The organism is Salinicoccus jeotgali (assembly GCF_055379195.1).
The window spans coordinates 1,088,417-1,113,491 of the sequence record NZ_AP043830.1 but is presented as its reverse complement, the minus strand read 5'-3'; the positions used below and the strand labels follow the sequence as shown (position 1 = coordinate 1,113,491).

Sequence of the window (25,075 nt, the reverse complement as noted above, 5' to 3'; positions counted from 1 at the left end):
CCTACACTTTTGTAATTTCTTGATACAAATTAAGAAGGACAGCTAAACGTTCTTCATCATTGATAAACTCTCTTTTTTGATAAATTCTATCAACGATATCATCAAGTTCAATATGAGCATTTTTTAATTCATTCGGCATAGTTTCAGGACTATACAATTCACCAAGAGAACCTCCTTGTTCTTCTCTTATGTCCAATATATTTAAAGTTGCCTCTCTAATTTTATTTAGTCTTACAGTTGAAACTTTAGGAAATGGGAACGTATTATAGCATAGTCCTGCAGAATAATTATAATCAGTCTTTAGTCTGCCACCGATAGCTTTTACCCATGTCATATGCATACGCGACATTAGTACACCAAGGAGAAAAATATCGCCATCATAAATCACATATGCACGATTTGAAATTACTGTATCCGCACTTATAATTCCCATAGGAATATAGAATCTATTCTCTGAAGAAACAGCTGGGACGACTATAGAGTACTGTTCTGATTCGTGGGTGTCTCTGAATTCCCAAGGCCTTAAAGCGAGTTTGTTAGTACCTGTATCTCGTGAATTTTCTCTATGTGTTTTAGTTATTAAGATTCTATCTTTAACGATAGGGTTATCTTTTATTTCTTCATATTTTCTTTCGTCTAGCCATAAACAATATCTTGGTTCATCATTAATAAACTCAACCGATCCTTTAAACTTTTTGAAGTATGGAATTAATTCATTGTATTGATTTATTGCTTCTAAATATTCTGTACGTGTAAAAAGAAGGCCGCCACCATCATTGGGCATATTACCAAACCTTAGTCTTGGTAAATTTGAGATTGATTTCTTAGTTGATGTGACTAGGATGTCTTTGCCTTCTACTAGATAAGGATTTATATTTTTAACTACTTTCTGAGTTTCATTAGTGAATAAAACCTTATTCTTATGATTATTAGTTTGATTAAATCCGATAATTACAACAGTTACTCCTGCATTATTTGTTGCATTATTTTCCCATTTAAAAGAGGTATATGCAAAATTTATTTGTATATTATGTTTGAACATCTCATTCCAAAGAATAGAAACTTGCTCCCCATGAGTAATTGAATTGGTAGATACAAAAGCTACCTTTGCATTTGTTTTTTGACTATATTTTGCACCTAATAAAAACCAAGCAGAGATATAATCTAACATTTTCCCATTTTTAATATTTCCTATAATAGTATTCATATCTGATTTTTGGCTCTTACTTTGCTTCTTAGAACCACGATATGGAGGATTACCAAAAACATAAACTTCTTCGCCTGTGGTTACAGGACATATTTCACTCCATTCTATTTTTATAGCATTAGCACACCTGATATCTCCTACAGATTGTAAGGGCAAAGTAGCACGAACTTTATAACCAAAAATTTCTTCTAGTTCCATATTCATTTGATGTTCGACAATCCAAAGAGATAATTTAGCAGCGTCATGAGCAAAATCATCTATTTCAATTCCGAAGAATTGATCAAGTGTCACTGAAGGAAGATACATTAAATTTTCAGTTAGCTCTCGTTTTCTTAATAATATTTTAATCTCTAATATCCTAAGTTCTTTATATGTAATTATTAGAAAATTACCTGATCCACAAGCTGGATCAAAAAACTTAATTTGACCGAGTCTCTCATTCAATAAATCTAGTTTCTTTACATTATCATACGCGCGTTCAAATTCTCGATATAGATCATCTAAAAATAAAGGTTTTATGACTTTCATAATATTGGGTACACTTGTATAGTGGGTTCCCAACAGGCTACGATTTTCATTAGTAGCAATTGCTTGGACCATCGAACCAAAAATATCAGGGTTTATTTTTGTCCAGTTAAGCAATTCTCCACATTCAATTATTAGTTTTCTTGATTTAGAAGAGAATTTTATACTTTGATGTTCTTTTGAGAATAGCTGTCCATTTACATATGGAAAATCTGCTAAATGTTTTGGTACTTCTTTTCGATCTTTTTTATCCAAGATATCAAAAAGTTCGTGGAAAAAATAATCAAGATCTGATCCATCTGATTTTGTCAAAGTTTTAATGGTATTTGTAAAACTTCCTCGTTTAAATATATCCGTATCTTCCGCGAACATACAGAATAAAAGTCTCATAAAGAATATATCAAAGCCTTCACTAGCTACAATATCTTCATTCTCTCTTTTAACAGTATCGTATATCCTGGCAAATCTTTCTGCAGCTTTAATGTCTGCTGGATTCTCTTTATCAAAATTAATCTTTTCAATCCCCATCCATCCCAAAAAGAATTCAAAGTATTGTGGTAGATCTTTAAAATCAATATCAAGCGCTTCTTGAGTTTTAGTATCTTTAGCAAGGAAGTTTTCAAAATTAGTCACAATAATATATCGTGGCTTTGCAGACAGCTCCTTTACTTCTTCTTCCACATCAACAAAAGCATCAAAAATTTTATTACCATCGGTTTTTTTATACCATAATCTATTTTTTAAATGAATTTCGTCATCTCTTTTAGTTAAATTTTGATTTCCAGATTTTAATCTAGTAATCGTTGCTTTAGGTATGTTATAAACACTCAAAAAATCATAGATGAAATTTGAATGGTTATCTTTGTTCACTATATCTATTACCATATCTTCTAATTCAATAACTGACATCTCATTACCTCTATTCTTTATGCATTAAAGTTAATGTCACTATCTATAAAATGTTTTATCTAAATTAAAGTACTACCATGTAAGAATTAACTCACTTCAATAATACACTTAACCCTAATTCATAACAATGTAATAGCAATAAATGTCAGAATCGTTTTGGAATTGTGTTGTTAAATAAATCAATGACTTTTAACTTTCATAAAACCTCCCTTATATTTCCTATGATATAATTGTTATCAATCATTTTTGAAAGGACGTTGAATGAGTAATGAAGAAAAGTGTAGTTATAGCTGAAAAGCCTTCTGTAGCTAGAGATATTGCACGTGTACTAGATTGTAATAAAAAAGGCGATGGCTATTTAGAAGGAAACAAGTATATTATAACTTGGGCACTTGGTCATCTAGTTACTCTTGCAGACCCAGAATCATACGATACTAAATATAGAACTTGGAACTTAGAAGAGCTACCTATGATTCCTTCTAATTTAAGAACGACTATAATAAAAACATACTAAGATTAGTACCACAGGACCCGGCCAGGTCCTGTGGTACTATTTTCATATAGTAGGAGTGGAGATCAGGTCGACGAGGTTTTAGGATTTAGAATCCGGAATAAAAACGGGCCAGCTCCACTATCCTTATCTGAATCAGGTTCAGTATGTGGGATCTTCGAGATCGAGTATGAGAAAAGGGAATCGATGAGGATACGTGGTCACTTCTGCTTAAAACAAAGGAGGAGAACCAAATGAAAAGTGTCATCGCATTTGATGTCAGTATGGGACACAGCTACATGGTCGTCTATGATGCTTGGCAGCACTGTATATTTGAAGGGGATATCACGCATACCAGATCGGCTTTTGATAATGTCCGGATCCAGATTGAGACGCAACGGAAACAGGATGGCGTCCTGCCTGATATTGTATTTGAAGCCACAGGGGTCTACTCAAAGGCATTGGAACGCTTCATGCAGGCATGCGGGTTCGAGTATGCGCTGCTCAATCCACTGGCGGCCAAGATGCAGAGCCTGTCCATGCGGATGCACAAGACGGACCGGAGTGATGCCCATAAACTCGCCCAGGCCTGTTTTACCCATCCGCCCCGCAACAAGCAGGTTCAAGAAGGGTATTACGAAGAAATGCGCAGCCTCTCCCGCCACTACGCTGAATTGGAGCAGGAGATTGTCCGACTGAGAACCCGGATCCATGCCCTGGTTCAGATGACCTTCCCGGAACTGGAGCAGCTCTTTACCCGAACTTCCGACCTGTATCTTTCCATCCTCCAACTGTTTCCGCATCCGGATCGGGTGACTGTGCTGTCCAGAACGAAAGTGAAGAATATGATCCTCGGCAGCACCGGGAAGCGCCAGTCCCGAAAACGCGCAGAAGAGAAAGCCGATCAGCTGATGTCGGCGGCCGCAGATGCCTATCCGGCACTGTCTACAGATGACGTCCGAATTGAACAGCTCAGAAACTATGCTGCACGCTGTCAGACCCTGCTGGAGCTGAAGCACCGGCTCATCCAGCAAATGGTCGCCATGTCTCAGGAACAGGCGGAATACCATATCCTGAAGAGCTTTCCAGGGATTGCAGACATTACAGCGGTCCGTATCATCGCTGAAGCCGGAGACATCCGCCGGTTCGACACGGCCAATCAGCTGAATGCCTATACCGGCATCGACATCCGCCGCCATCAATCCGGCACCCTTCTGTACAAGGATAAGATCAATCGGCGCGGCAATAAGCATCTAAGGAAAATCCTGTACTACATGATCGAGAATATGATCCGGAACCAGAGGCACGCGGATAACCATCTGGTGGACTACTATCGGAAACTAAAAAAGCAACCCCATGGTAAACACCATAAGGTTGCCTGCATCGCCTGTGTGAACAAGTTTTTGAAGTGCCTCTTCCATCTTGTCACCGTTGGACAGCGATATGATTACGCTGTGGCCACCCACCACTGCGTCAATTCGTAACTCAAGTATACCACAGCCCCTGCTCCGAAAAAACTGAAAAAGCAGGGCCTATTTGGCATGCCGACATCCCTATCCAGCGGGGCGCCCCGCTGGATAGGGATGAAAAATATGGAATATATGCTTGTAATCTATTGACTAATCGTAAGAAAAAACCAATAAACAGTTCAATTCAATAAAGAGGCAAATGAACCGTTCAGATATAAATGAGGTCGTTATAGCAACCGATAGCGCAAGAGAAGGAGAATTGGTTGCGAGATGGATAATAGATAAAGCTAATATAAATAAGCCAATTAAACGACTGTGGATCTCATCAGTGACTGATAAAGCAATTCAAGAAGGCTTCAAAAACTTAAAAGATGGTAAACAGTATGAAAACTTATACCATGCAGCTGTAGCACGATCTGAAGCAGATTGGTACGTTGGCTTAAATGCAACAAGAGCCCTTACTACAAAGTTTAATGCTCAATTATCTGCAGGACGAGTGCAAACACCAACTGTAGGTATAATAGCTCAACGTGAAGAAGAAATAAAAAACTTCACCCCAAGAAAATATAATGAAGTTACTTTTAAGTCTAACAATGGCATAAATTTTCTCTGGAATGATGATAAAAATAATTCCAGAATTTTTAATAAGGAACAAGCAGACAATCTTTATAATAAAATGAATAACCATACAGCAATTATAAATTCTATTGAAAAGAGTCAGAAGAAAAAATTTGCACCACAGCTATATGATTTAACTGAGCTACAAAGAGATGCTAATAAAATCTACGGATTTTCCGGGAAACAGACGTTACGCATAATGCAGCAACTCTATGAGAGACATAAGGTTTTAACATATCCAAGAACTGACTCTCGAGTAATTTCATCAGATATTGTACCGACACTTAAAGACCGAATTAAAGCGTGCAGTGTTAGTGAATATAACAAATACGCTAGTAAGTTGGTTCATAAAACTTTTCACTTACCAAAATCAGTAGTAAACGATAAAGCTGTTAGTGATCATCACGCAATCATTCCAACAGAAGAGGCTGTTTTTATTGATGCATTGGATACCAATGAAAGAAAAATATATGATTTAGTAATAAAGAGATTTTTGGCAGTACTTAGCGAGCCTTTTGAATATGAACAAATAAAAATAATAGCAGAAGTAAGCGGAGAAACACTAGTCGCTAAAGAAAACCTAACTACAAAACTAGGTTGGAAAGAGATTTACGGAGAGAAACAAAGTAACAAAGGTAGCAACCTTAAACAAGGGCAACATATTAAAGGTCAGCTTCTTCTTAAAGAAGGAAGTATGTCACCTCCTGAACGACATACAGAAGGGTCACTATTAAAAGCGATGGAAAATCCAGCTAGATACATGGAAGAAACTGATCAAAAAATGACAAAGACACTTAAAGCTGTTGGAGGAATTGGTACTGTAGCAACACGTGCTGATGTAATAGAAAAGCTTATAAATGGTCGGTATATAGAACAAAGAGGGAAATATCTACACCTAACTAAGACTGGGAAACAACTGCTGGATCTTGCCCCTGAAGATCTTCGTTCCGCATCTTTAACGGCAGAATGGGAAGATAAACTGCTCAAAATCGAAAATGGAGAGTTGGAAAAAAATCAATTCATTTCTGAAATAAAGTCATATACTAAAGATATTGTTCAACAGATTAAGAACATGGATGAAACTTTTAAACACGATAATATCACTGGAACTAAATGCCCTAAATGTGATGATTTTATGCTAGAAATAGAAAATAGACAGGGCAAATTTTTAAGGTGTAAAAACCAATCATGTAATCATAAAAAGAACGTCTATAAAAACACTAATGCCAGATGCCCTAACTGTAAAAAACGATTAAAACTCTATGGTGAAGGTGATGGACAAACATTTACATGTGTTTGTGGACACCGGGAGAAACTATCTACTTTTGAAAAAAGGCGAAAAAAACACCAGAAGTCTAAGGTATCTAAGAAGGATATTAATAAATATATTAATAATCAAGATAATGAATTTGTAAACAACCCTTTTGCGGAGGTATTATCCAAGCTCAAAGAATAAGAAATCCTCTAACAGAGGGTTTTTTATTCATTTTTTAAGTTATACTGTTAAGTAACGTGTCAAAATGCATTTTTCAATAACTACGGGATTATAATATTAAGATATTTGTTTATGGAAATTCTTTCAGAAATAGGAGGGATTAGATGGCAGATGAGATGAAAAGTTCTGGATCTGATGCGAATAAAGACAGTATAGTTAACCAAACTACTCACGATGCATCCTCTAGTTGGAATGGTTATACATACCAAGGAAAGGTCGCGATTTACACAACTTTAAAATACATAAACTTCTGTATACAAGGACAAAACGCTCATAAGATTAATAGATTAAAATTAGAGATTGAACACTTAGAAGATTTCTCAATCTTAGAGAGTAACAACTATATTTCTCTTCATCAGGTAAAAGCAAAACCTGAAATGAAGACAATTGGTGGTTATAAAGCTGCTATTATAGACTTACTGGGAAAACTTGCAAATGACAATAATATAAAAGAGGTTAACTTACATACTGCTTCAAAACTAAAAGACTTTGACCAAGGTGAAATATACTCAGGAATTAAAGATTTCGATGTCAGTAACAAAAAGAAGTCCCTTAGTGATTACAAAGATTTAATTATTGAAGAAAACACATTTGATCAACTTTTTAAAAAGTTCAAAGTTTCAACAGACGGGGGCATATTCCCTCATCAAGGAGATATTCAATTTGAACGTGCTATAAAATTCAAAGATATCAAAGATATGATTTTAATTGAAATCCAGACTTATTACTCTAATCAGAGTGATAATTTAAACTCCACACAATTTCAAAATGAGGAAAACAGAGAGTTTATGTACTCTAACTTTATTAACTTAATCGATGAAGTAGTCATGTCACAACACCAGAAAGAAAACCCTGAAGGGAAAATTTTAATAGACTTTACACAATTTACTCAGATATTAAATAATAAAAGTGTATTTGATATAACTCCAAAAACTATTTCCAGCCTATTGTTAAGTGATATTATAGATCAATATTATACATATTATATTGATTATGAACTTGAGGATGAGCCTAGCGAATTATTGAAATTTCATTTAGACCAACTGAAAATTTTCAACGCAGAAAACTTTTTTTTATTATGTAGAAAGTTAGCACCCCACATCTCGCTTCAACATAAAGAAAAGGCAACTCTCTCAGAACTCAGAAATTTAATGGAGCCTTCAGCAGTACGTGAGATTTTTTTACACGCAATAATTGAACTTGCTGAAGTTATTAATCTGCCAGAAGAACCAAAAACTTCATACAACATCCACTCAAAACATTTATTTTTCAGCCTTTCTACTCTTCAAGGAAGTGGCCCTAGTGCTTATAAAAATAGAGGTGAAAGTATCATAAAGAATTTAAAAACAGACGATGATATGTTTTCTTTACTATACGATATTGACGGCTATATTAATAAAGATATAGATAATGAGTTCGAAGGTTCCATTACTAAGATACAATCAGATACTAACTCAAATATAGTTACCGACCATGACAACCGCGATAGTATTACAGATCCCAAAAATATAAAATTTATAAGTATAAATACTTTCAAAAAGGAGTATTTGGATGATTAGTATCATAAAATCTATTTTCAGTGAAAGTAATTTTAATATTATAGAAAATTTAGGAATAAAAACACATGGTCTCGAATATTTATTTGCCACTCGGCATGATGAAAATTTCTTTGATTTTTATTTAGTTGTTGAACTTACCGAAGATCAATTGAAAACAGAAGATATTGATGGAATAATTTCCGACTTTTTCGAAGATATACTCAATGCTTATGAAATACCCGGGATTGATAAAAATTTATCCTTGTTATTATTGGTGGAGAGACCTACTTCTCAGTATAGTGATGATTTTCAAAAACTAGTTTATAAGTATGAAGAAGATCCTTTTAAATTCAAAAAATATGTACTGCCTTTTGTTAAAGGTCAATCAGAACCATTAGTTCTTGAATCAACTCTTGGCCGTAGTATTATTGAATTTATTAATTCTGTAATAAATGATAAAGATTTCTTCTCTGCTTTCAAAAAAGACAGTTCAAGTCTATCAACAGATGAAGCTAAGACATATGATATTGTTTCTAAACTAATTATAAAACTCCCATTCATAACACTTGATATTGATGATAAATCATTACCTAATTTATCTGAAGAAATAGATACAGAGATTTCACCAATAGATAAAAATATTATACAGAATATTTTAGATATGCCATTAGAAGGTATCAGTTGGGACGAAATATTAAAAAGCTTAGAGGTGGAAAATGGTGAATTATAAAATTAAAGAACTTATTATTGAAAATTTTAAAGGAATTGACTCTTGGTATATTGATTTAAAAAATAAAGACCTTACAATATTAGATGGGCCAAATGGTTTTGGAAAAACCTCAATTTTTGACGCAATAGAGCTAGTATTGACTGGCCAAATACGCAGGACAGTACAAACAAAAATCACAGATGGGAATATAGGTTATGAGGATTATTTATATGCTAAAGATCAAAACCAACCCATAATTTTAAAAGTAACACTTGATGATGCTGAAAATAATTACGAGGTAACTATTGGCCGCAAAATAGATCATTTATCAAATCGAAAAAAAGAGAATAGACCTGAATTTTTTAAAAGTACAATTCACTTATTGGATGACATTGAAGATGATTTATCTAACCAAAATAAAAAAGAATCTTTCAAAGAAATCATCGACCTAAACGACTTTGAAAATACTTATGGACTCTATAATTACATAGAACAAGAAGATAGTTCTCATTTTCTCAAGCGTTCAGAAACAGAGAGAATGGCAATAATAAGTTCTTTATTTAATATAGAAAAAGAAATAAATGAACGCAATAAATTAGAAAAAGCAAAGAATATAATGTCGAAAAATCTTCGAAATCTATTTAAAAGAATACAGGATTATGAAGGAGATACAAATCTACCAAGTGAAAATCCAGAAGCAGAAAAAATTGAATACTTCAAACTTTTGCCAGATGAAGTAAATCAAAAAGAGTCCTGGGATAATCGTGTAATTAACAATTTAAACATTCAGCTAAAAGAGACTTACTTTAATAGAATTAATACTTTAAAGTACCTTATCAGTAATTTCACTTCTTTTAAGCAACTTTTAATGAATAATCACATTAATGAATTAATCTATAGTGATTATAAAATTGAGCAAGTCATAACACTTTTCCATCACCATCAATCTATGGAAAAGATTAATGCAGAGCATTATTTAAAAAGAAATCTAAGTGATATTATTAAGTCACTGAAAAGCCATGAAATTCTAAACAAACATATTAATTGGGATTTGTTATATGAACATTTTAACTTGCCAGTCACAAGAGAAAAGTTAGATGATAGATTAAAACTTATACAAAACCTAAACAAACATACTAATCAGGTATCAAGTATGATTAAAGATTTACTCGACCAACGAGAGCGACTTAAGAGAAGTTTTGAATCTTTAATAGAAAACCATAATGTTGAAAGTCATGGGATTGATAATAGTACCTGTCCCTTATGTGGTCAAGAATGGGAGAACCATGCCAATTTACTCAAGGTTTTATCAAATCAAACTGAATTGCTAAAAATGCAACTAGATGAATCGTCTAAGATATCAGAACAACATGTTAAAGCATTATACGATGATATAATAAACAACTTAGTAATAGATATAGAAACGTATAGTAGTAAACTCATAGATGATGAAATCTACTCACATTTAAAAATGTACGATGATAAAGGCTTTAATAAAGAGGAAGTTGCAGAAACATTTAATAGTCTAGGTATCGATATCAACGATTTAGTATATAAACAGCTGGATAATTTTGATGACCTCTCACAGAAAGCTAACGTTTTGAAAAATAGACTTAAAGAAAAACTGAATGATAATAACTCATTTGATTCCACAATATTTGAAGAATCGAAAGATCTATATATAAATACATTTAAGAAAGATGATTCTTTAATCGACAAGATTCAAACCTCAAAATTTGAACAAAAGAAAGCTTATATTAATTATTTATATTTTTTACAATCTAACCAAAAATATCAGGAGTACACTAAGTTGATTGAGAAACATAACAAACTCAAAGAAGCGTATGAATCTATTAAAAGATCCTTAGATGTATATAATAAACAAATAAACCTTCATAATTCAGAAATGATATCAGAAATAGAAGTACCCTTCTTCATATATACTGGTAAAATCCTTCAGCACTATCAACGTGGTATAGGTGTATTTCTCTATGATAATAGACAAAATGAGTCAAAAATTAATACTCTTAGGTTTGTTCCTCCAGAAGGTACTGATCATGATATAGTGCATACTTTTAGTTCTGGTCAATTATCTGCCACTATTTTGGCTCTAACATTATCTTTAAATAAAGTTTATAATCATAATGGAATCAAAACACTCTTAATCGATGACCCTGTTCAAACTATGGATGAAATGAATATGGTATCTTTTATAGAATTACTCAAAAATGACTTTAAAAACTATCAAGTTATATTATCTACACATAGTGACCAAGTTTCACTTTATACACGATATAAATTTGACAAAGCTGGATTTCAGACTACCCGAATTAATGTTAGAGAGATGAGTACTAGATAGTTTTTAAATCTATTTAAATCTATTAAAATAAGAAAAGTGCACATAAATAATAAAAATATATAGATTTATGTGCATGTTTCCTTTATGTACAGCTAATAAAATACTATTGTATACCTAGTAACATTATAAGGTGGATAATATTTGAGGTACTGTACATAAATTTTTATAGAGATACGTCAACATCCGTTGCGATGATGATTTTATCTATATCTTTACGTATCAGCTGTGACTTTACAGCATTGAATTGCCTGCCCGCTTTCTTGATGACAGTCAACTTGAGCGGATCCGGGAGCATCGGGAGGTCATCGAGGTTCCATGTCTTGTATTTCTGATCGTAGCTTTCAGGGTCGGCCAGTGTCACAAGATGACCGAGCGCCCACGTTACAATATATTTATCCCCCTCTAAAAATCCATTGCCTTTTTTATGACAGTTCAACACTTTCGCTATATCCCGCGCTACGGATGGTTTTTCGGCGAGTACGACACTTTTTGCCACTATCCTTCATCCTTTCATTTTTTCACTGCCATCCATTATACATAAAATGCCGGGGAATATTCATCCCCGGCGTGCATTTTAATCTTTAATCATTTTTCTCATCTTATCATCATTCTCCATGACACTCCTTGTAAAGGAGCAGCGCGGTGTAATCTTGCGTTTCTCCTGAGCCGCCAAATCAGCCATGGTTTCTACAAGCTGTGTGCCGATGCCTTCCCCGTCCATGTCGCTTGACACTTCTGTATGTGTCACGACATAGTCCCCTTCTGCGTCCGTTTCGAAAACCATTTTAGCCTGGGGATCGAGCTCATCCTCCCCGACAAACAGCATATTTTCACCTTTTTTGATATCCACTGCCATCTTAATCCTCCTCACCTGAATGATAGTAGTTTATTCCCTTTTATAGGAGTTGATAAGCATGCCAGAAAGTGTGCTTCCTTTGATGGGATACCCGCATTCGTGTATGATTGGAGAAATATAAAACATCGATGCTGTCTCTATAATGCTGCATGGTTTGGAGGAAAGTCATGAATTCATCTCTACTTATCGCCTACTTTTTCGTCTTTGTGCTCTCTGCAGTGCCACTGTTCGAATCATTCGTCATCGTACCGCTTGGCATACTGAGCGGCATGAACTTCCCGATGACCCTGCTCATCGGCATCATCGGCAATCTGGTCACATTGCTGCTGCTCGTCGTAGTAATCGACCGGGTTAAAAATTGGTACTTGAGGCGACGGGAAGCGAAAGGCAAAAATGGCTCAGGTAAATCACAGCGTGCCGAGAAGATCTGGCATAAATATGGTCTGCCGGGTCTGGCGTTCATCGGCCCCTTCTTCGTCGGCAGCCACTTCACTGCCCTGATGGCAGTCATTCTCGGAGGCAGCAGGAAAGCGACATTCTGGTGGGTGACGGCGAGCGTCATCTTGTGGACGGCTGGAATTTCCATTCTTGTGTTATTCGGTGTGGACTTCCTTGAGCTTGAAGACAAGCAGTTCCTTAAAAAAATCATCGAATAACGACTTCAAACGTTTCCACGTTTGCCGGAAGACGCAGAAAAACCTGGATGAAGGGATTACTTCATCCAGGTTTTTTTAAATTGAGTGGCCTATTTATTTGAGTGCGCCATGTGGGTCGATGACGAACTTCTTAGCCGCTCCTTTGTCGAAGTCCTCATAACCGCCTGGTGCTTCATCAAGGCTGATGACAGTCGCATTAACGGCTTTCGCGATTTCCGCTCGGCCTGATAGTATCGCCTTCATCAGATCGCGGTTGTATTTCATTGCAGGCGTCTGTCCGGTGACGAATGTATGTGCCTTCGCCCAACCCAGACCGAAACGGACCTTTAGGCTTCCCTGCTGTGCATCTTTATCCTTTGCACCTGGGTCTTCTGTAACATACAACCCTGGAATGCCAAGGCTGCCACCGGCAGAGGTGACGTCCATTATACTGTTTAATACCGCTGCTGGTTTGTCTTCACCTTCCTGGCCATAAGCTTCGAATCCGACCGCATCCACAGCAGAGTCGACTTGATCGGTGCCGAGGATATTTTCGATCTGTTCGCCCAAACGGTCATGCTTAGAAACGTTGATTGTCTCACAGCCGAAGCTCTCCGCCTGTTTGAGGCGATCGTCCTGCAGATCACCGACAATTACCCTAGATGCTCCGAGCAGTTGCGCTGAATGGGCTGCTGCCAGGCCGACAGGGCCAGCACCGGCGATGTAGACGGTCGAGCCTGTCCTGACGCCTGCAGAGTATGCACCATGATAGCCTGTCGGGAATATATCCGACAGCATCGTCAGATCCAGCACCTTCTCCATTGCGACTTCCCTATCCGGGAAGACGAGCAGCTGGAAGTCGGCATATGGCACCATCACGTATTCGGATTGGCCACCGACCCACCCACCCATGTCGACATACCCATATGCGGCGCCTGGCCGTTCAGGGTTTGTATTCAGGCAGATATGCGTCTTCTGTTCACGGCACATTACACAACGGCCGCACGCTATGTTGAACGGTACAGATGCGATATCGCCCTTCTTGACGAATTCGACATCACGGCCGACCTCAATCACTTCTCCCAGTATTTCATGACCGAGCACCATTCCTTCCGGTGCAGTGGTCCGTCCCCTTACCATATGTTGGTCACTGCCGCATATGTTTGTTGTAATGACTTTCAGGATGACGCCGTGTTCACATTTCCTGCCGACGTTTTCCTTCGGCACACCCGGCCCATCCCTCAATACGAGATCGGGATAACTGATATCCTGAACTTCAACTTTACCATTACCTGTATAGACTACACCACGGTTTCCTTGCATGATACCCCTCCTGACAGTGCACAAGCACTGCGTAATATGTTTTGTTGAACAGCTTAATGCAAGAGCGACAAGGTGCTTAAATTTCATCTCCTTTCCAAGGTTTTTATATGATAAGCCGAATGGCTTTATCCGCTTTACATAAGTCCAAAATATGGAACATATATCCATCTTATACCCTTCTGAATATTCAGTCAAATTATAACTTACAGGTGTACAGCTTTTAATTGCCCGAAAAATTTGTTCCTACGCCACCATAAACGGTATAGTAATGGTGGATACAAAAAATGATACAGGGAGTGTTGATTATGAAACAACTTGTTTTCATCGAAACAGGCACCGGCACCGACGTGCATGGCCAGGATATAAATGTGGCGGCCCGTAGGGCTGTGGAGAATGCCCTACATTATAATTCGATGCCGGGCATCAGAAACATACTGCCTGAGAACAACCTCTCCAACATGAAGGTGAATGTGAAGCTTGGTCTGCCGATGGATCATGATCGCCTGGATGTTGAAGCGGTCAAAGGTATGATTCCGTACGGTACGGTTACAGTTGAACTGCTTGACGGCGGTCTTGCCACTTCAAGCGGCATCTATCTGGAAGACCAGAATGATAAAAATGATCTGATGTATATCGTCAATGCGGTCGTAGAAGTTGGGTATTGATCGATAATTAATATGGTTATCGGATAAATATAATAAAATTGAATCAAGCAATAACAGAAACGAGGTAAATCGCAATGAAGAAATTCATCAACGCCAACATTTATGGAACAGAAGGGCCCCAGCAAATTCTGGTCGACGACGGGAAGTTCAAATCAATCGCGCCGGATGTTGGAGAAGTCGACACCGTTACTGATCTTGAAGGGAAATTGGTACTGCCACCCTACGTCGACCCACACCTCCATCTGGATTATATTTTTTCCGGATTGGGCGAAGGCAACGCAAACCGCTCAGGCACCCTGTTCGAAGGGATACAGAGATGGAGCGACAACAAGAAGTCATTGACCGAGGAAATGGTACGCGAACGTGCATTAGAGGGCATCCGTAAAGAAATGAACCACGGTGTACAATACATCCGGACGCATGTCGACGTGACCGACCCCAACCTCACCGGCATGAAGGCACTGCTGAAGCTCAAAGAAGAGCTGAGGGATGTTGTCACGCTCCAGCTCGTCGCGTTTCCACAGGAAGGGTTCTTCCGGTACGAAGGCGCAGAACAGCTGGTTGAGAAAGCATTGACCATGGGCGCTGATGTCGTCGGTGGCATCCCCCACTTTGAAATATCCTATGAATACGGCGTCGAATCATTGAGGCGCATTGTGGACTTGGCGGTCAAATACGACGTCATGATAGATATCCACTGTGACGAAAACGATGATCCCAACAGCCGCTTCCTGGAAGTGCTGAATGCACTCGCCATGGAACAGGACTACGGCCCGAAAACGACGGCGAGCCACACATGCAGCTTCGGCTCGGTCGATGGCTCCTATGCATCGAAGATGATGGGACTGTTCAAGGCGTCCCAGATCAATTTCATCTCATGTCCCACAGAGAATGCCCACCTCCAGGGACGCGCGGATTCCTATCCGAAGCGTCGGGGACTGACGCGCGTCAAAGAGCTCCTGGAAAACGGCAACACGGTCGCGTTCGCACAAGACTCCATAGCCGACTACTGGTATCCGCTCGGCAACGGAAACATGATGAATATACTCGATAACGGCATCCATCTCGCCCACTACACCCACATCGATGAGATCAACAAAGCGTTCGATCTCATCACCTATAATGGCGCGAAAGTCATGAACATTGAAGCGTACGGGTTGGAAGTGGGGAATCCGGCCAACTTCATCGTACTCGATGCACAAGACGCATACGAAGCCATCCGTGAGAGAGCGGAAGTACTCTGTTCTGTACGTAATGGCGAATATCTCTTCAAAAGGGCGCCACGCAAAAATGAAGCGGCTCATGAGCTGCTGAAAGATCTATAACCATTAAAGGACACCTGCTGAATAGCAGGTGTCCTTTCTTTGTGGCATATGCAATTAAACATGTGACGGGATTTATCTCGTTACGTGTTCCTAGTGGTTATGTGACGTCGCGTTTAGTGAAGACACTCCACGCCGCAACGATGAAGATGAGCATATAGACGGCAATGACCGCAACTGAGAACCCTATGGTCATCTCTTCCCTTATCGGCCCCATGCTGTTGAAGTAGACCGCCAGGTCGGTGTTGGCAAACAGTACGAATTTAGACCAGGCGTACTGGGACATGGCCACTGAAGCCGTCGTGCCGGCGAACATCAGGAACATCGAAATGCCGATCGCCAGGGCACTGCTCCTGAATATGCTCGATATCATAAATGCAAACGTTGCGAGCACGATTATGTTTATCAGCTTAAATCCGTATTGGAGCATTATTTCGGACATCACGCCGTTATGGGACAGGCCTTCAGGTCGGTTCACTAACGTTTCCGGACCAGCTGATGGCAATCCGTACATGATTGCACCGATGATAAAAGTCATCACGAGCAGGCTCAACATGGTCAACAACGCAAACAACAATACAGCTATATATTTCGACAACAAGATCGTCGCTCTCGGGATCGGGCGGATCAGCAGTTGCTTGATGGTGCCCCATCTGAACTCATTGGCCACAATCCCTCCTGCAACAATGATGGTGAACAGGTTGATCAGCGAAGAGCCGAATAGATTATCCAAAACGAAATTGCCGGCATGATAGCCGGAAGGCCGCACATCATTATCGATTCTGTAGGTGTTCTCCTCTATCTGCTGCATATTTCTCTGTTCAATGAACGGATCTTCTTCCTTTTCATCTTCGATCTCCTGCATCAGCGTCTCGTTCTCTTCCTCGAGCTCGGTCTTCCAGTCGTCCGAATAGGACGTTTCAGTGTCAACCGAATCGGTGACGGTGTTCATCACCAGGCTGAAGACGACCGCTGCCAACAGGAAGGCGTACATAATCCAAGTTGATTTCATGATGTAGATTTTCGACAGTTCGTTTCTGATCAGGCTCATTATTCTATTCAATGACATTCTCTCCAATCATCTCGAGGAATCGTTCTTCCAATGTTGATTTGGCCGCATCCACACCATAAACGGCGATGTCTTCGGCCACCAGTTTTGTGATCAGTTGCGGGATGTCGGACTGGTTCATTTCAACTTGAATCTGATCGGTCGTATCCACTATTTTAATTGTCTCTTCAAGCTTGAGCAGTTCGATCGCCTGCTCCTTTGGCTCGAGGGTGAGTTTGACGGTATGCACCTTTGTTTCATCTACTTCGTTCAAGTCCTTGATGGCGATGATTTCACCATTTTTAATGACCCCGATGCGGTCGCACATCAGATCGATTTCGCTCAATAGATGGCTCGAGACGATGACAGAAACACCGTCCTCAACCGCCAGCTTACGTATGTATCTGCGTATTTCCCTTATGCCTGAGGGGTCAAGGCCGTTCGTCGGCTCATCCAATATGAGGACCGATGGGTTATGCAGCAGAGCCTGGGCGATGCCGAGACGCTGGCGCATCCCTAAAGAATACTTCGCCACTTTCGTTTTGATCGCATTTTCAAGGCCCACGAGACGGATCACTTCATTGATGCGTTCCTGTGTCACACCTTGTGACATGCGGGCAAAGTGCTTCAAGTTCTGCCAACCGGTCATGAACGGGTACATTTCAGGGTTTTCGACGATGGCACCGACCTCACTGATTGCTTGCTTGTAGTTCTTTTTGATGCTGTTGCCTTGGATGATCACATCCCCGCTTGTGATGCCCATGAGCCCAACCATCATTCGGATGGTCGTCGTCTTGCCTGCTCCATTGGGTCCAATGAAGCCAAATACTTCTCCCGGACGCACGGTAAAATCAAGGTCTTTAATGATGGTTTTACGTCCGATCTTTTTATTCAGCTCCGTAATGGCCACTGTAGATTCCGGCATACATTACACTCCTTTCATTCGTTTAAAATATTATTCGGAATTCAAATAATTGACAAATTAAATGATATCACAAGAAATTCTGTTTTTCAGTGATTTTTTCGATTTAACTGATTGCTGGAAGTCCTCCCTCTATTGCTGAAGGGATAAAGGGACGACATTAAATTTTTGTTCTTAAAAATGATATATTTGATCAGAAGAGGGTAAATATAACTAAATCGTCTAAAGGGAGTGTTTATAGTATGTTATCGGAAAAACTTACAGAAAAATTGAATGATCAGATGAATAATGAATTTGCGGCAGCTCACGAGTATATGGCTATGGCCGCTTATTGCGAGCATAGAAGTTATGATGGTTTTGCGAACTTTTATATTCAGCAGGCGGAAGAGGAACGCTTCCATGCCATGAAGCTCTATAATTATTTAAATGATCGCAGCGTGCACGCCACATTTAAAGAGATTCCTGCTCCAAAAGTGAATTATGATTCTATCATCGACACCTTCAAGGCAGGATTGGCACAAGAGAGGGAAGTGACGGAATCCTTCTACACTATTTCTGATATCGCGACTGAAGAAAAAGAATATGCGACACTGTCCTTCGTCAGATGGTTCCTCGATGAACAGGTTGAGGAAGAAGCCACATTCGAGCGCCATATCGACTATATCGAGCGCATCAAAGACGACAACAATGCCCTCTTCATCTATGAACGGGAGCTCGCCAAACGTAGTTTCGACGGCGGCAAATAATAATCAACCGGAAATGACAAATGGACGATTCATGTGAACGACTGCATGAATCGTCTTTTTATACCATTTTGGATGATCAATTCCATCAATTTTCTACGGTTACGGTATATAAATTAAGATAGATATTTAAAATCATCTAGATAATTATAATAATTCTGTACACTCAATCACTGTGATATCATTGCTGTAAACGTAAGATGCGTAATACAGTGTAACTAATCGTTTCTATATAAGGAGATGTGTCGAATGCCACAAAAAAGCGTATTGATAATCGGCGGCGGGCTCGGCGGCCTGTCTGCAGCGATTTCCCTGGCCCAAAAAGGATACAAGGTATCTCTATATGAAAAGAATGACCACTTGGGCGGGAAGGTGAATCGTCTGGAGCAGGATGGCTTCGGGTTTGATCTTGGTCCCTCCATTCTGACCATGCCGAAAGTATTTGAAACGCTATTTACTAATAGCGAGAAAAGGATGGCAGATTACGTGCCGACCATTAAGCTCGACCACCAGTGGCGCTCCTTCTTCCCGGATGGCAATGTCATCGATCTGTATGAGGATCTAAAAGATATGCGCGAGCAGAATCCATCATTGAGTGATAAGGATATTAAACAGTATGAAGATCTGCTTGCGTATTCCAAGAAGCTTTACCATACGACCGAGAACAGCTACTTCAAAGGGGTCGATGATAAGAAGGACATCATGGAGTACCAGGGGTTGATCAGCACTTTGAAGGGCTTCGATCTATTCTCGACGATCTATCAGGGCATCGACAGGCGGATCAGCAATGACCAATTGAAGGATATGCTGTCCTATTTCATCAAATATGTCGGGTCCTCCCCCTACGATGCGCCTGCTGTATTGAACATGATGATATATATGCAGCATGACCAGGGCGTGTGGTATGTGCCGGGCGGTCTGGGTAATCTTGCCAAAGGGCTTGTGCAGCTCGCCGAAGAGGTCGGCGTGACATTCCATACCGGCCAGCAGATTACGGCCCTCCACTATGAAGATGGCAAAATCATCGGCGCTGCTTTGGAAGACGGCACAGACTTGCAGGCAGACTACTACGTCTCGAATATGGAAGTCATCCCGACCTACGAAAAGCTGATCGGGGGGAACAAGGATTATGTCGAGAAGATAAAAAAGAAATTCGAACCGGCCAGCTCCGGACTCATCATGCATCTGGGGGTAAAGAAAAGCTATCCTCAGCTTGCGCATCATAACTTCTTCTTTGCAGAAGATATGAAGAAACAGATGAACAAGATATTCCAACGCCATGAACTGCCGGATGACCCCGTCATCTATCTCGTCAACGTCAATAAGACCGATCCAAACCAGGCCCCGCCAGGCCATGAAAACTTGAAGGTCCTCCCCCACATCCCATATATCCAGGATGAACCTTTTACCGCTGAAGACTATGAGCGGTTTGCGGAACAAACCTTGATCAAGCTTGAAAGGATGGGCCTTCAGGACCTTCGGCAGAACATTGTCACAAAAGATATATGGACACCAGAAGACATCGAGCGCGCATATGGATCAGACCGCGGGGCGATCTACGGCACCCTATCGGACCGTAAAAAGAATAAAGGGTTCAAACACCCGAAGCAAAGCCCCCACTATAATAACCTCTACTTTGTCGGCGGCACGGTCAATCCAGGCGGCGGTATGCCGATGGTGACGCTGAGTGGTCAGCATGTTGCCGATAAGATTGTCAAAAGGGATTCAGAGGAAGAGTGATGCCCAACTCCCCTGGAATCACCCTAGTGTTAAAGGCAGGGGTACAGAAGCCTGTTTCGAATAATAAAAGCGATTAGGAGGCCAAGCCATGCAAATGATCTCGCTCCCCCTATTTTGGACCATCATCCTTGATATAATCGCATGGTTCTTTTTCCATATGATCATTTCAGTCTTGTGCTTCAAACTGCCGCTTGCTTCTTTTCAGAACAATGCTTTCTGGTCGCGCATCTATCGATGGGAAGATTCAGGAAATCTTTGGCATCGCCTATTCCGCGTGAAATCATGGAAAGGCAGATTGATCGACGGCGCTTCCCTATTTAAAAAAGGGTATCAGAAAAAGACGTTGCACGGGGTGAATCGATCAGAGCTTAAGACTTTTGCCGAAGAGACGAAGCGGGCCGAGCTGACGCACTGGGCATCCATTCTACCCGCTCCACTGTTCTTTTTATGGAATCCGCCTCTGGCAGGTTTTCTGATGATCGTCTATGCAGTCGTCTTCAACCTCCCCTTCATCATCACCCAGCGGTACAACCGCGGCCGCATTGAAAAGATGTTGTCATAAACAGACAGCTTCAACTGTCGGCCTACATACCAAAACACTGTACACAGCGCATTACAATATAAACAGGATTGAATATGCTTTAGGAACGGGGAATAACCATGAGTAAAAAAGTGATCGTCATCGGGGCCGGGGTTGCCGGACTGGCAAGCGCCATCAGACTGCAGTACGCCGGCTATCAGGTGGAAATCCATGAGAAGGCATCCACTCCGGGCGGAAAAATGAACCGCATAGAAAAGGATGGGTATCAATTTGATCTCGGCCCGAGCATCGTCATGATGCCGGAATTATACCGGGAAGTGTTCGAGCTGTGCGGACGTGACCCTGATGACTATATCCCTATGGAGAAATTGGATCCCATGTATCGGGTCTACTTCAGCGATAAGCCCGATGAACCGATAGACATCTCATCCGATCTGACTGCATTGACCAAAACCATCAATGCCATCAATGAAGCGGATGTCGAAGGCTTCCTTCACTATATGAGTGATATATATAAAGGCTATACTTTTGCCATGGAAAACATCCTTAATCGACCTTTCTATAACAGAAAGGATGTCTATAACCTTTCCATGATTAAAAAAGCACCAAAGGTGAAACTGGTCGGCACTGCTGATAATTTCATCGGAAGGTATATTGAAAGTGAACGCCTAAAACAGATCTTCGGTTTCCAGACATTGTATATCGGAGTGTCCCCATTTAATGGCCCCTCTTTCTATTCGATGATCCCAATGATTCAATTTTTATATGGGATATGGTTCATTAAAGGCGGCATGTATACGATGGCATCGTCCATGGAAAGGCTTTTTGAAGAACTTGGCGGTGTGGTGCACTACGGAAGCGCGGTGCAGGAAATAACCATCGACAACAATAAGGCAGATGGCATCATTATAGATGATAGGAAGGTCGAAGCGGATTTTGTCGTCTGCAACGCAGATTTTCCGTATGCGATGAAGCATCTGGTGAAAGCACCTAAGGCCAAGGGGAAATTCACAGACAAGAAGATTGAGGGTATGAAATACTCCTGTTCCGGCTTCCTGCTGTATTTGGGAATGGACCGGAAGTACGAAGACGTCGAGCATGTCCATAACTTCATCTTCAATGAAAAGCTTGAGAAGAACATGCAGGATATTTTTGATGGCAAGAAGCTCGAACATGCATCATTCTATGTCTATATTGCATCGAAACTCGACCCCACGCTTGCACCGGAAGGCAAAGATGGACTGTATATACTGATGCCGGTATCGGATGTCGCCACAGCAGACTATGAGTGGAATGATGAAACGATTGATTACTACCGCACATATATCCTGGATACTCTGAAGAAAATAAAGGGCTTCGAGAACATTGAGCAGGAAATCGTCACCGAAACCCATTTCACACCACATGAATTCGCATCCAGATTCAATGCGTATAATGGGGCTGCTTTCGGGCTCCAGCCTACCCTTTCACAAAGTATCCATAAACGCCCGCAAAGCAAGTCGCCGAGCTGTGACAATTTGTACTTCATAGGCAGCAGCACGCACCCAGGTGCAGGCGTGCCGATTGTACTGATGTCTGCAAAGATTGCGACAGACGCACTCATGCAGGATGACAGATGAAATATGAACCACGAATGATCACTGAATGAAGAGAGGGAACAATTTATGATGGTCAGTATCATATTGGGGCTACTCACAATTCTGGTGGGGATCCTCATGTTTTGGCAGCTGCCACTTCCTCACAGCCAAGGGAGGCATGCCAACATGCCTTTTGTATCCATCATCATTCCGGCAAGGAATGAAGCGGAAAGGATCCCCGCCCTATTAGAATCCTTGCAGCATCAGAATTTCAAAGCATTTGAAGTGCTGGTCGTCGATGATGACTCTATGGACGATACAATGTCCATCTCGCAATCTTTCGGGGCCACCGTGCTGTGTAATGAAGCGACGCAGGAGGGTGCCGGGAAATCAGCAGCATGTTGGCACGGTGTGCAGCATTCAAAAGGAGAATGGCTGCTTTTCCTCGATGCCGACACACACTTCACCACTCCAGATAGTCTGGGTCATCTGCTCGAGTTCTATCGCCAAAAAGGCGCAAGGGGCCTGTTATCCTTGCAGCCATTCCATCACATCAAAGATATGTATGAAAATCTATCCGCGATCTTCAACATAATCGTCATTGTGGGCATGAACGTCTTCACCATATGGGGGCGCCGATTCAAGCCAGCAGGCTCATTCGGCCCGACCATCTTATCCAATAGGGACGATTACCTTGCATCAGGCGGACATAAGAAAATCGAGGGCGCGCTAATGGATGATCTCGCACTGGGCGAAGCTTTTCTAGATGAAGATTTACCTGTTTATTGTCTTGGCGGTAAAGGCGTCATATCTTTCCGCATGTACCCTGAAGGATTCAAAAGTCTTGTAGACGGCTGGTGTAAAAGTTTTGCGCTCGGTTCACAATCCACACACCCTCTCGTCATGATGATGACCATCATCTGGATTTCCGGCAGTTTCATAAGTGCCGGCGCATTGATCTCTTCCCTTGTGGCAATGGACCCAGTAGCCATCGTGCTCACGGGCTTGTTGTATCTACTCTACGCATTTCAAACGATGGGGTTCGCCCGAAGAAGCGGGAATTTCAAAAGGTTTATCTTCCTCTTCCACCCTATCCTCTTTACATTCTTTGCAGGAGTATTCGTATATTCCCTATTCCGGGTACACATACTGCGCTCCGTCAATTGGAGAGGACGGAAGATAACCCTCAAGTGAATGTTGTCTCTAAGCTCCCCTACTCGCCCATCCACAGGACCCATTATTAATTGAGGGATAGTGCCAGCTATACTTTTGGAGACTGGAGTTATGTAGCATTCCTCAACCATTGTTGCATCACAGCAGAGAAAGAAGTGAGTCAGTTATCATTAAAACCATCATCGCGAAACTATTACGGGCGCTCCCCGATCAAGCGATTAAAGCACCCATGGTCGATCATCAACATATAGAAGCCAAAACGGATTTCACAGTTGAGACATCCATAGGGCCGACTCCAGTGTCCTTCTACTATCCATTGGGAGACAAACAAAAGAAGCGGCCCGTCTACATCAATCTCCACGGCGGCGCCTTCATCATGAATGACAAGGACATGGATGATCCCTATTGCCGCTTCCTGGCAAGTCAGACGGGATGTGTCGTCTTTAACATCGACTATGTGAAAGCACCCGAGTATCCTTTTCCCAAGGCGATTGAACAATGTTATGAAGTACTACAGTGGATGAAGGAAAGTGCAGATGACTTGAAAGTCGATGCCGATAAAATAATGATTGGTGGCCAGAGCTCAGGCGGTAATATCGCAGCCGCTCTGTGCCTCCATCTTGAAGAAATTGGCGAAAAACAACCCCTCCTCCAAGTCCTCTCTTCTCCAATGCTTGATTTTGCCACACCATTCTCAGAAAAACCCGAGCCCAACAAGTGGCGCGCACGCTTCCCACAAGTCGCTCACTTTTTGAATCTGTGCTATGTGCCTAAAAAGGAAGATGCCAAACACCCCCTGGCCTCCCCCGTCTATGCCGATATAAACAGCCAGTTGGCTCCTGCACTTATCATAATTGCAGAGCATGATGCGTTCAGACCAGAAGCGGAAATGTATGCTGCCAAATTAAAAGCAGTTGGAGTAAGTGTCGAAGATCACCTCTTCATAAACTGCATCCATGCGTTCACGCATATCGGCCCAAAAGAAAAGGCTCAAGAGGCTTGGCAGCTGATAGCTTCGAGCATCAAGACAGCTATTGAAGAATAATGCACGATCCATCCTAACTTTACCGAGACACATTAATAACAATACGTTAATCATCGTAATTTCTTGAGAATATAAATGTTGTTACTTTCACGCCTTAAAAAAAGTCTGTATCTCCCCCTCTACTTTAGGTTAGATACAGACTTTATATTTATCCAAACAAAGTATA

The 25,075-nt window shown here is 40.8% G+C and carries 19 protein-coding genes and 2 pseudogenes; 15 read left to right on the top strand and 6 right to left on the bottom strand.

What is annotated here, in order from left to right; translation table 11 throughout:
- Position 1 precedes the first annotated feature (1 nt).
- Positions 2–2,641: a DNA methyltransferase gene (locus ACZ43I_RS05545; protein WP_344702084.1), complete on the bottom strand. Its 2,640-nt coding sequence runs from the start codon at positions 2,639–2,641 to the stop codon at positions 2–4.
- Between the two features lie 268 nt (positions 2,642–2,909).
- Between ACZ43I_RS05545 and ACZ43I_RS05540 the strand changes: the two are divergent.
- From ACZ43I_RS05540 to ACZ43I_RS05515, 6 genes and pseudogenes are all read left to right on the top strand, one after another.
- Positions 2,910–3,146, top strand: a pseudogene (locus ACZ43I_RS05540) (DNA topoisomerase III); the annotation flags it as partial.
- A 239-nt stretch (positions 3,147–3,385) separates the two neighbouring features.
- Positions 3,386–4,615, top strand: a complete 1,230-nt coding sequence (locus tag ACZ43I_RS05535; protein WP_344703124.1) for an IS110 family RNA-guided transposase — start codon at positions 3,386–3,388, stop codon at positions 4,613–4,615.
- Positions 4,616–4,799: 184 nt separating this feature from the next.
- On the top strand, positions 4,800–6,674 hold the full coding sequence (locus ACZ43I_RS05530) for a DNA topoisomerase 3 (RefSeq protein ID WP_464761750.1): 1,875 nt from the start codon (positions 4,800–4,802) through the stop codon (positions 6,672–6,674).
- Between the two features lie 143 nt (positions 6,675–6,817).
- On the top strand, positions 6,818–8,272 hold the full coding sequence (locus ACZ43I_RS05525) for an ABC-three component system protein (protein ID WP_344702079.1): 1,455 nt from the start codon (positions 6,818–6,820) through the stop codon (positions 8,270–8,272).
- The gene (locus tag ACZ43I_RS05520) at positions 8,265–8,981 is read left to right on the top strand and encodes an ABC-three component system middle component 1 (RefSeq protein ID WP_344702077.1); all 717 of its coding nucleotides are present in this window, start codon (positions 8,265–8,267) and stop codon (positions 8,979–8,981) included. The genes ACZ43I_RS05525 and ACZ43I_RS05520 overlap by 8 nt, the downstream gene beginning before the upstream one ends.
- Positions 8,968–11,319, top strand: a complete 2,352-nt coding sequence (locus ACZ43I_RS05515; protein ID WP_344702075.1) for an AAA family ATPase — start codon at positions 8,968–8,970, stop codon at positions 11,317–11,319. Before ACZ43I_RS05520 ends, ACZ43I_RS05515 begins: the two co-directional genes overlap by 14 nt.
- 181 nt (positions 11,320–11,500) lie before the next feature.
- Here the strand turns inward: ACZ43I_RS05515 and ACZ43I_RS05510 are convergent.
- Together ACZ43I_RS05510 and ACZ43I_RS05505 are read right to left on the bottom strand one after the other, a co-directional pair.
- Positions 11,501–11,815 (bottom strand): annotated as a pseudogene (locus ACZ43I_RS05510) (toprim domain-containing protein); the annotation flags it as partial.
- 78 nt (positions 11,816–11,893) lie between these two features.
- Positions 11,894–12,175: an N-acetyltransferase gene (locus ACZ43I_RS05505; RefSeq protein WP_344702073.1), complete on the bottom strand. Its 282-nt coding sequence runs from the start codon at positions 12,173–12,175 to the stop codon at positions 11,894–11,896.
- 167 nt (positions 12,176–12,342) lie between these two features.
- On the opposite strand from ACZ43I_RS05505, the gene ACZ43I_RS05500 reads away from it, so the two are divergent.
- Entirely contained in the window at positions 12,343–12,831 is a 489-nt protein-coding gene (locus ACZ43I_RS05500) for a small multi-drug export protein (protein WP_344702071.1), read from the top strand.
- A 93-nt stretch (positions 12,832–12,924) separates the two neighbouring features.
- On the opposite strand, the gene fdhA is transcribed toward ACZ43I_RS05500, so the two are convergent.
- Entirely contained in the window at positions 12,925–14,133 is a 1,209-nt protein-coding gene (gene fdhA, locus ACZ43I_RS05495; protein ID WP_344702069.1) for a formaldehyde dehydrogenase, glutathione-independent, read from the bottom strand.
- Positions 14,134–14,438: 305 nt separating this feature from the next.
- On the opposite strand from fdhA, the gene ACZ43I_RS05490 reads away from it, so the two are divergent.
- Together ACZ43I_RS05490 and ACZ43I_RS05485 are read left to right on the top strand one after the other, a co-directional pair.
- Positions 14,439–14,798, top strand: a complete 360-nt coding sequence (locus ACZ43I_RS05490) for a Lin0512 family protein (protein WP_344702067.1) — start codon at positions 14,439–14,441, stop codon at positions 14,796–14,798.
- 74 nt (positions 14,799–14,872) lie between these two features.
- On the top strand, positions 14,873–16,123 hold the full coding sequence (locus ACZ43I_RS05485; protein ID WP_344702065.1) for an amidohydrolase family protein: 1,251 nt from the start codon (positions 14,873–14,875) through the stop codon (positions 16,121–16,123).
- Positions 16,124–16,220: 97 nt separating this feature from the next.
- Here the strand turns inward: ACZ43I_RS05485 and ACZ43I_RS05480 are convergent, their stop codons facing one another.
- Together ACZ43I_RS05480 and ACZ43I_RS05475 are read right to left on the bottom strand one after the other, a co-directional pair.
- Complete coding sequence (locus ACZ43I_RS05480) at positions 16,221–17,183, bottom strand: ABC transporter permease (RefSeq protein ID WP_344702063.1); 963 nt, start codon at positions 17,181–17,183, stop codon at positions 16,221–16,223.
- Positions 17,176–18,093: an ABC transporter ATP-binding protein gene (locus ACZ43I_RS05475; protein ID WP_344702061.1), complete on the bottom strand. Its 918-nt coding sequence runs from the start codon at positions 18,091–18,093 to the stop codon at positions 17,176–17,178. The genes ACZ43I_RS05480 and ACZ43I_RS05475 overlap by 8 nt, the downstream gene beginning before the upstream one ends.
- Positions 18,094–18,332: 239 nt before the next feature.
- On the opposite strand from ACZ43I_RS05475, the gene ACZ43I_RS05470 reads away from it, so the two are divergent.
- From ACZ43I_RS05470 to ACZ43I_RS05445, 6 genes are all read left to right on the top strand, one after another.
- Entirely contained in the window at positions 18,333–18,836 is a 504-nt protein-coding gene (locus tag ACZ43I_RS05470) for a ferritin (protein ID WP_344702059.1), read from the top strand.
- Between the two features lie 246 nt (positions 18,837–19,082).
- Positions 19,083–20,573, top strand: coding sequence for a phytoene desaturase family protein (locus ACZ43I_RS05465; RefSeq protein ID WP_344702057.1), 1,491 nt, complete (start codon positions 19,083–19,085; stop codon positions 20,571–20,573).
- Positions 20,574–20,661: 88 nt separating this feature from the next.
- On the top strand, positions 20,662–21,135 hold the full coding sequence (locus tag ACZ43I_RS05460) for a glycosyl-4,4'-diaponeurosporenoate acyltransferase CrtO family protein (RefSeq protein ID WP_344702055.1): 474 nt from the start codon (positions 20,662–20,664) through the stop codon (positions 21,133–21,135).
- Between the two features lie 98 nt (positions 21,136–21,233).
- Positions 21,234–22,733: a phytoene desaturase family protein gene (locus tag ACZ43I_RS05455; protein WP_344702053.1), complete on the top strand. Its 1,500-nt coding sequence runs from the start codon at positions 21,234–21,236 to the stop codon at positions 22,731–22,733.
- A gap of 45 nt (positions 22,734–22,778) precedes the next feature.
- A complete protein-coding gene (locus ACZ43I_RS05450) occupies positions 22,779–23,885 on the top strand; it encodes a glycosyltransferase family 2 protein (RefSeq protein WP_344702051.1) in 1,107 nt (368 codons plus the stop codon).
- A 112-nt stretch (positions 23,886–23,997) separates the two neighbouring features.
- Entirely contained in the window at positions 23,998–24,909 is a 912-nt protein-coding gene (locus ACZ43I_RS05445) for an alpha/beta hydrolase (protein WP_461046331.1), read from the top strand.
- The last annotated feature ends 166 nt before the right edge of the window (positions 24,910–25,075 follow it).

What these genes read in the sequence shown, in the direction of transcription:
- ACZ43I_RS05545 (WP_344702084.1), bottom strand. Translation starts at nt 2,641, where the DNA reads ATGTCAGTTATTGAATTAGAAGATATGGTAATAGATATAGTGAACAAA.
- ACZ43I_RS05535 (WP_344703124.1), top strand. Translation starts at nt 3,386, where the DNA reads ATGAAAAGTGTCATCGCATTTGATGTCAGTATGGGACACAGCTACATG.
- ACZ43I_RS05530 (WP_464761750.1), top strand. Translation starts at nt 4,800, where the DNA reads ATGAACCGTTCAGATATAAATGAGGTCGTTATAGCAACCGATAGCGCA.
- ACZ43I_RS05525 (WP_344702079.1), top strand. Translation starts at nt 6,818, where the DNA reads ATGGCAGATGAGATGAAAAGTTCTGGATCTGATGCGAATAAAGACAGT.
- ACZ43I_RS05520 (WP_344702077.1), top strand. Translation starts at nt 8,265, where the DNA reads ATGATTAGTATCATAAAATCTATTTTCAGTGAAAGTAATTTTAATATT.
- ACZ43I_RS05515 (WP_344702075.1), top strand. Translation starts at nt 8,968, where the DNA reads ATGGTGAATTATAAAATTAAAGAACTTATTATTGAAAATTTTAAAGGA.
- ACZ43I_RS05505 (WP_344702073.1), bottom strand. Translation starts at nt 12,175, where the DNA reads ATGGCAGTGGATATCAAAAAAGGTGAAAATATGCTGTTTGTCGGGGAG.
- ACZ43I_RS05500 (WP_344702071.1), top strand. Translation starts at nt 12,343, where the DNA reads ATGAATTCATCTCTACTTATCGCCTACTTTTTCGTCTTTGTGCTCTCT.
- fdhA (WP_344702069.1), bottom strand. Translation starts at nt 14,133, where the DNA reads ATGCAAGGAAACCGTGGTGTAGTCTATACAGGTAATGGTAAAGTTGAA.
- ACZ43I_RS05490 (WP_344702067.1), top strand. Translation starts at nt 14,439, where the DNA reads ATGAAACAACTTGTTTTCATCGAAACAGGCACCGGCACCGACGTGCAT.
- ACZ43I_RS05485 (WP_344702065.1), top strand. Translation starts at nt 14,873, where the DNA reads ATGAAGAAATTCATCAACGCCAACATTTATGGAACAGAAGGGCCCCAG.
- ACZ43I_RS05475 (WP_344702061.1), bottom strand. Translation starts at nt 18,093, where the DNA reads ATGCCGGAATCTACAGTGGCCATTACGGAGCTGAATAAAAAGATCGGA.
- ACZ43I_RS05470 (WP_344702059.1), top strand. Translation starts at nt 18,333, where the DNA reads ATGTTATCGGAAAAACTTACAGAAAAATTGAATGATCAGATGAATAAT.
- ACZ43I_RS05465 (WP_344702057.1), top strand. Translation starts at nt 19,083, where the DNA reads ATGCCACAAAAAAGCGTATTGATAATCGGCGGCGGGCTCGGCGGCCTG.
- ACZ43I_RS05460 (WP_344702055.1), top strand. Translation starts at nt 20,662, where the DNA reads ATGCAAATGATCTCGCTCCCCCTATTTTGGACCATCATCCTTGATATA.
- ACZ43I_RS05455 (WP_344702053.1), top strand. Translation starts at nt 21,234, where the DNA reads ATGAGTAAAAAAGTGATCGTCATCGGGGCCGGGGTTGCCGGACTGGCA.
- ACZ43I_RS05450 (WP_344702051.1), top strand. Translation starts at nt 22,779, where the DNA reads ATGATGGTCAGTATCATATTGGGGCTACTCACAATTCTGGTGGGGATC.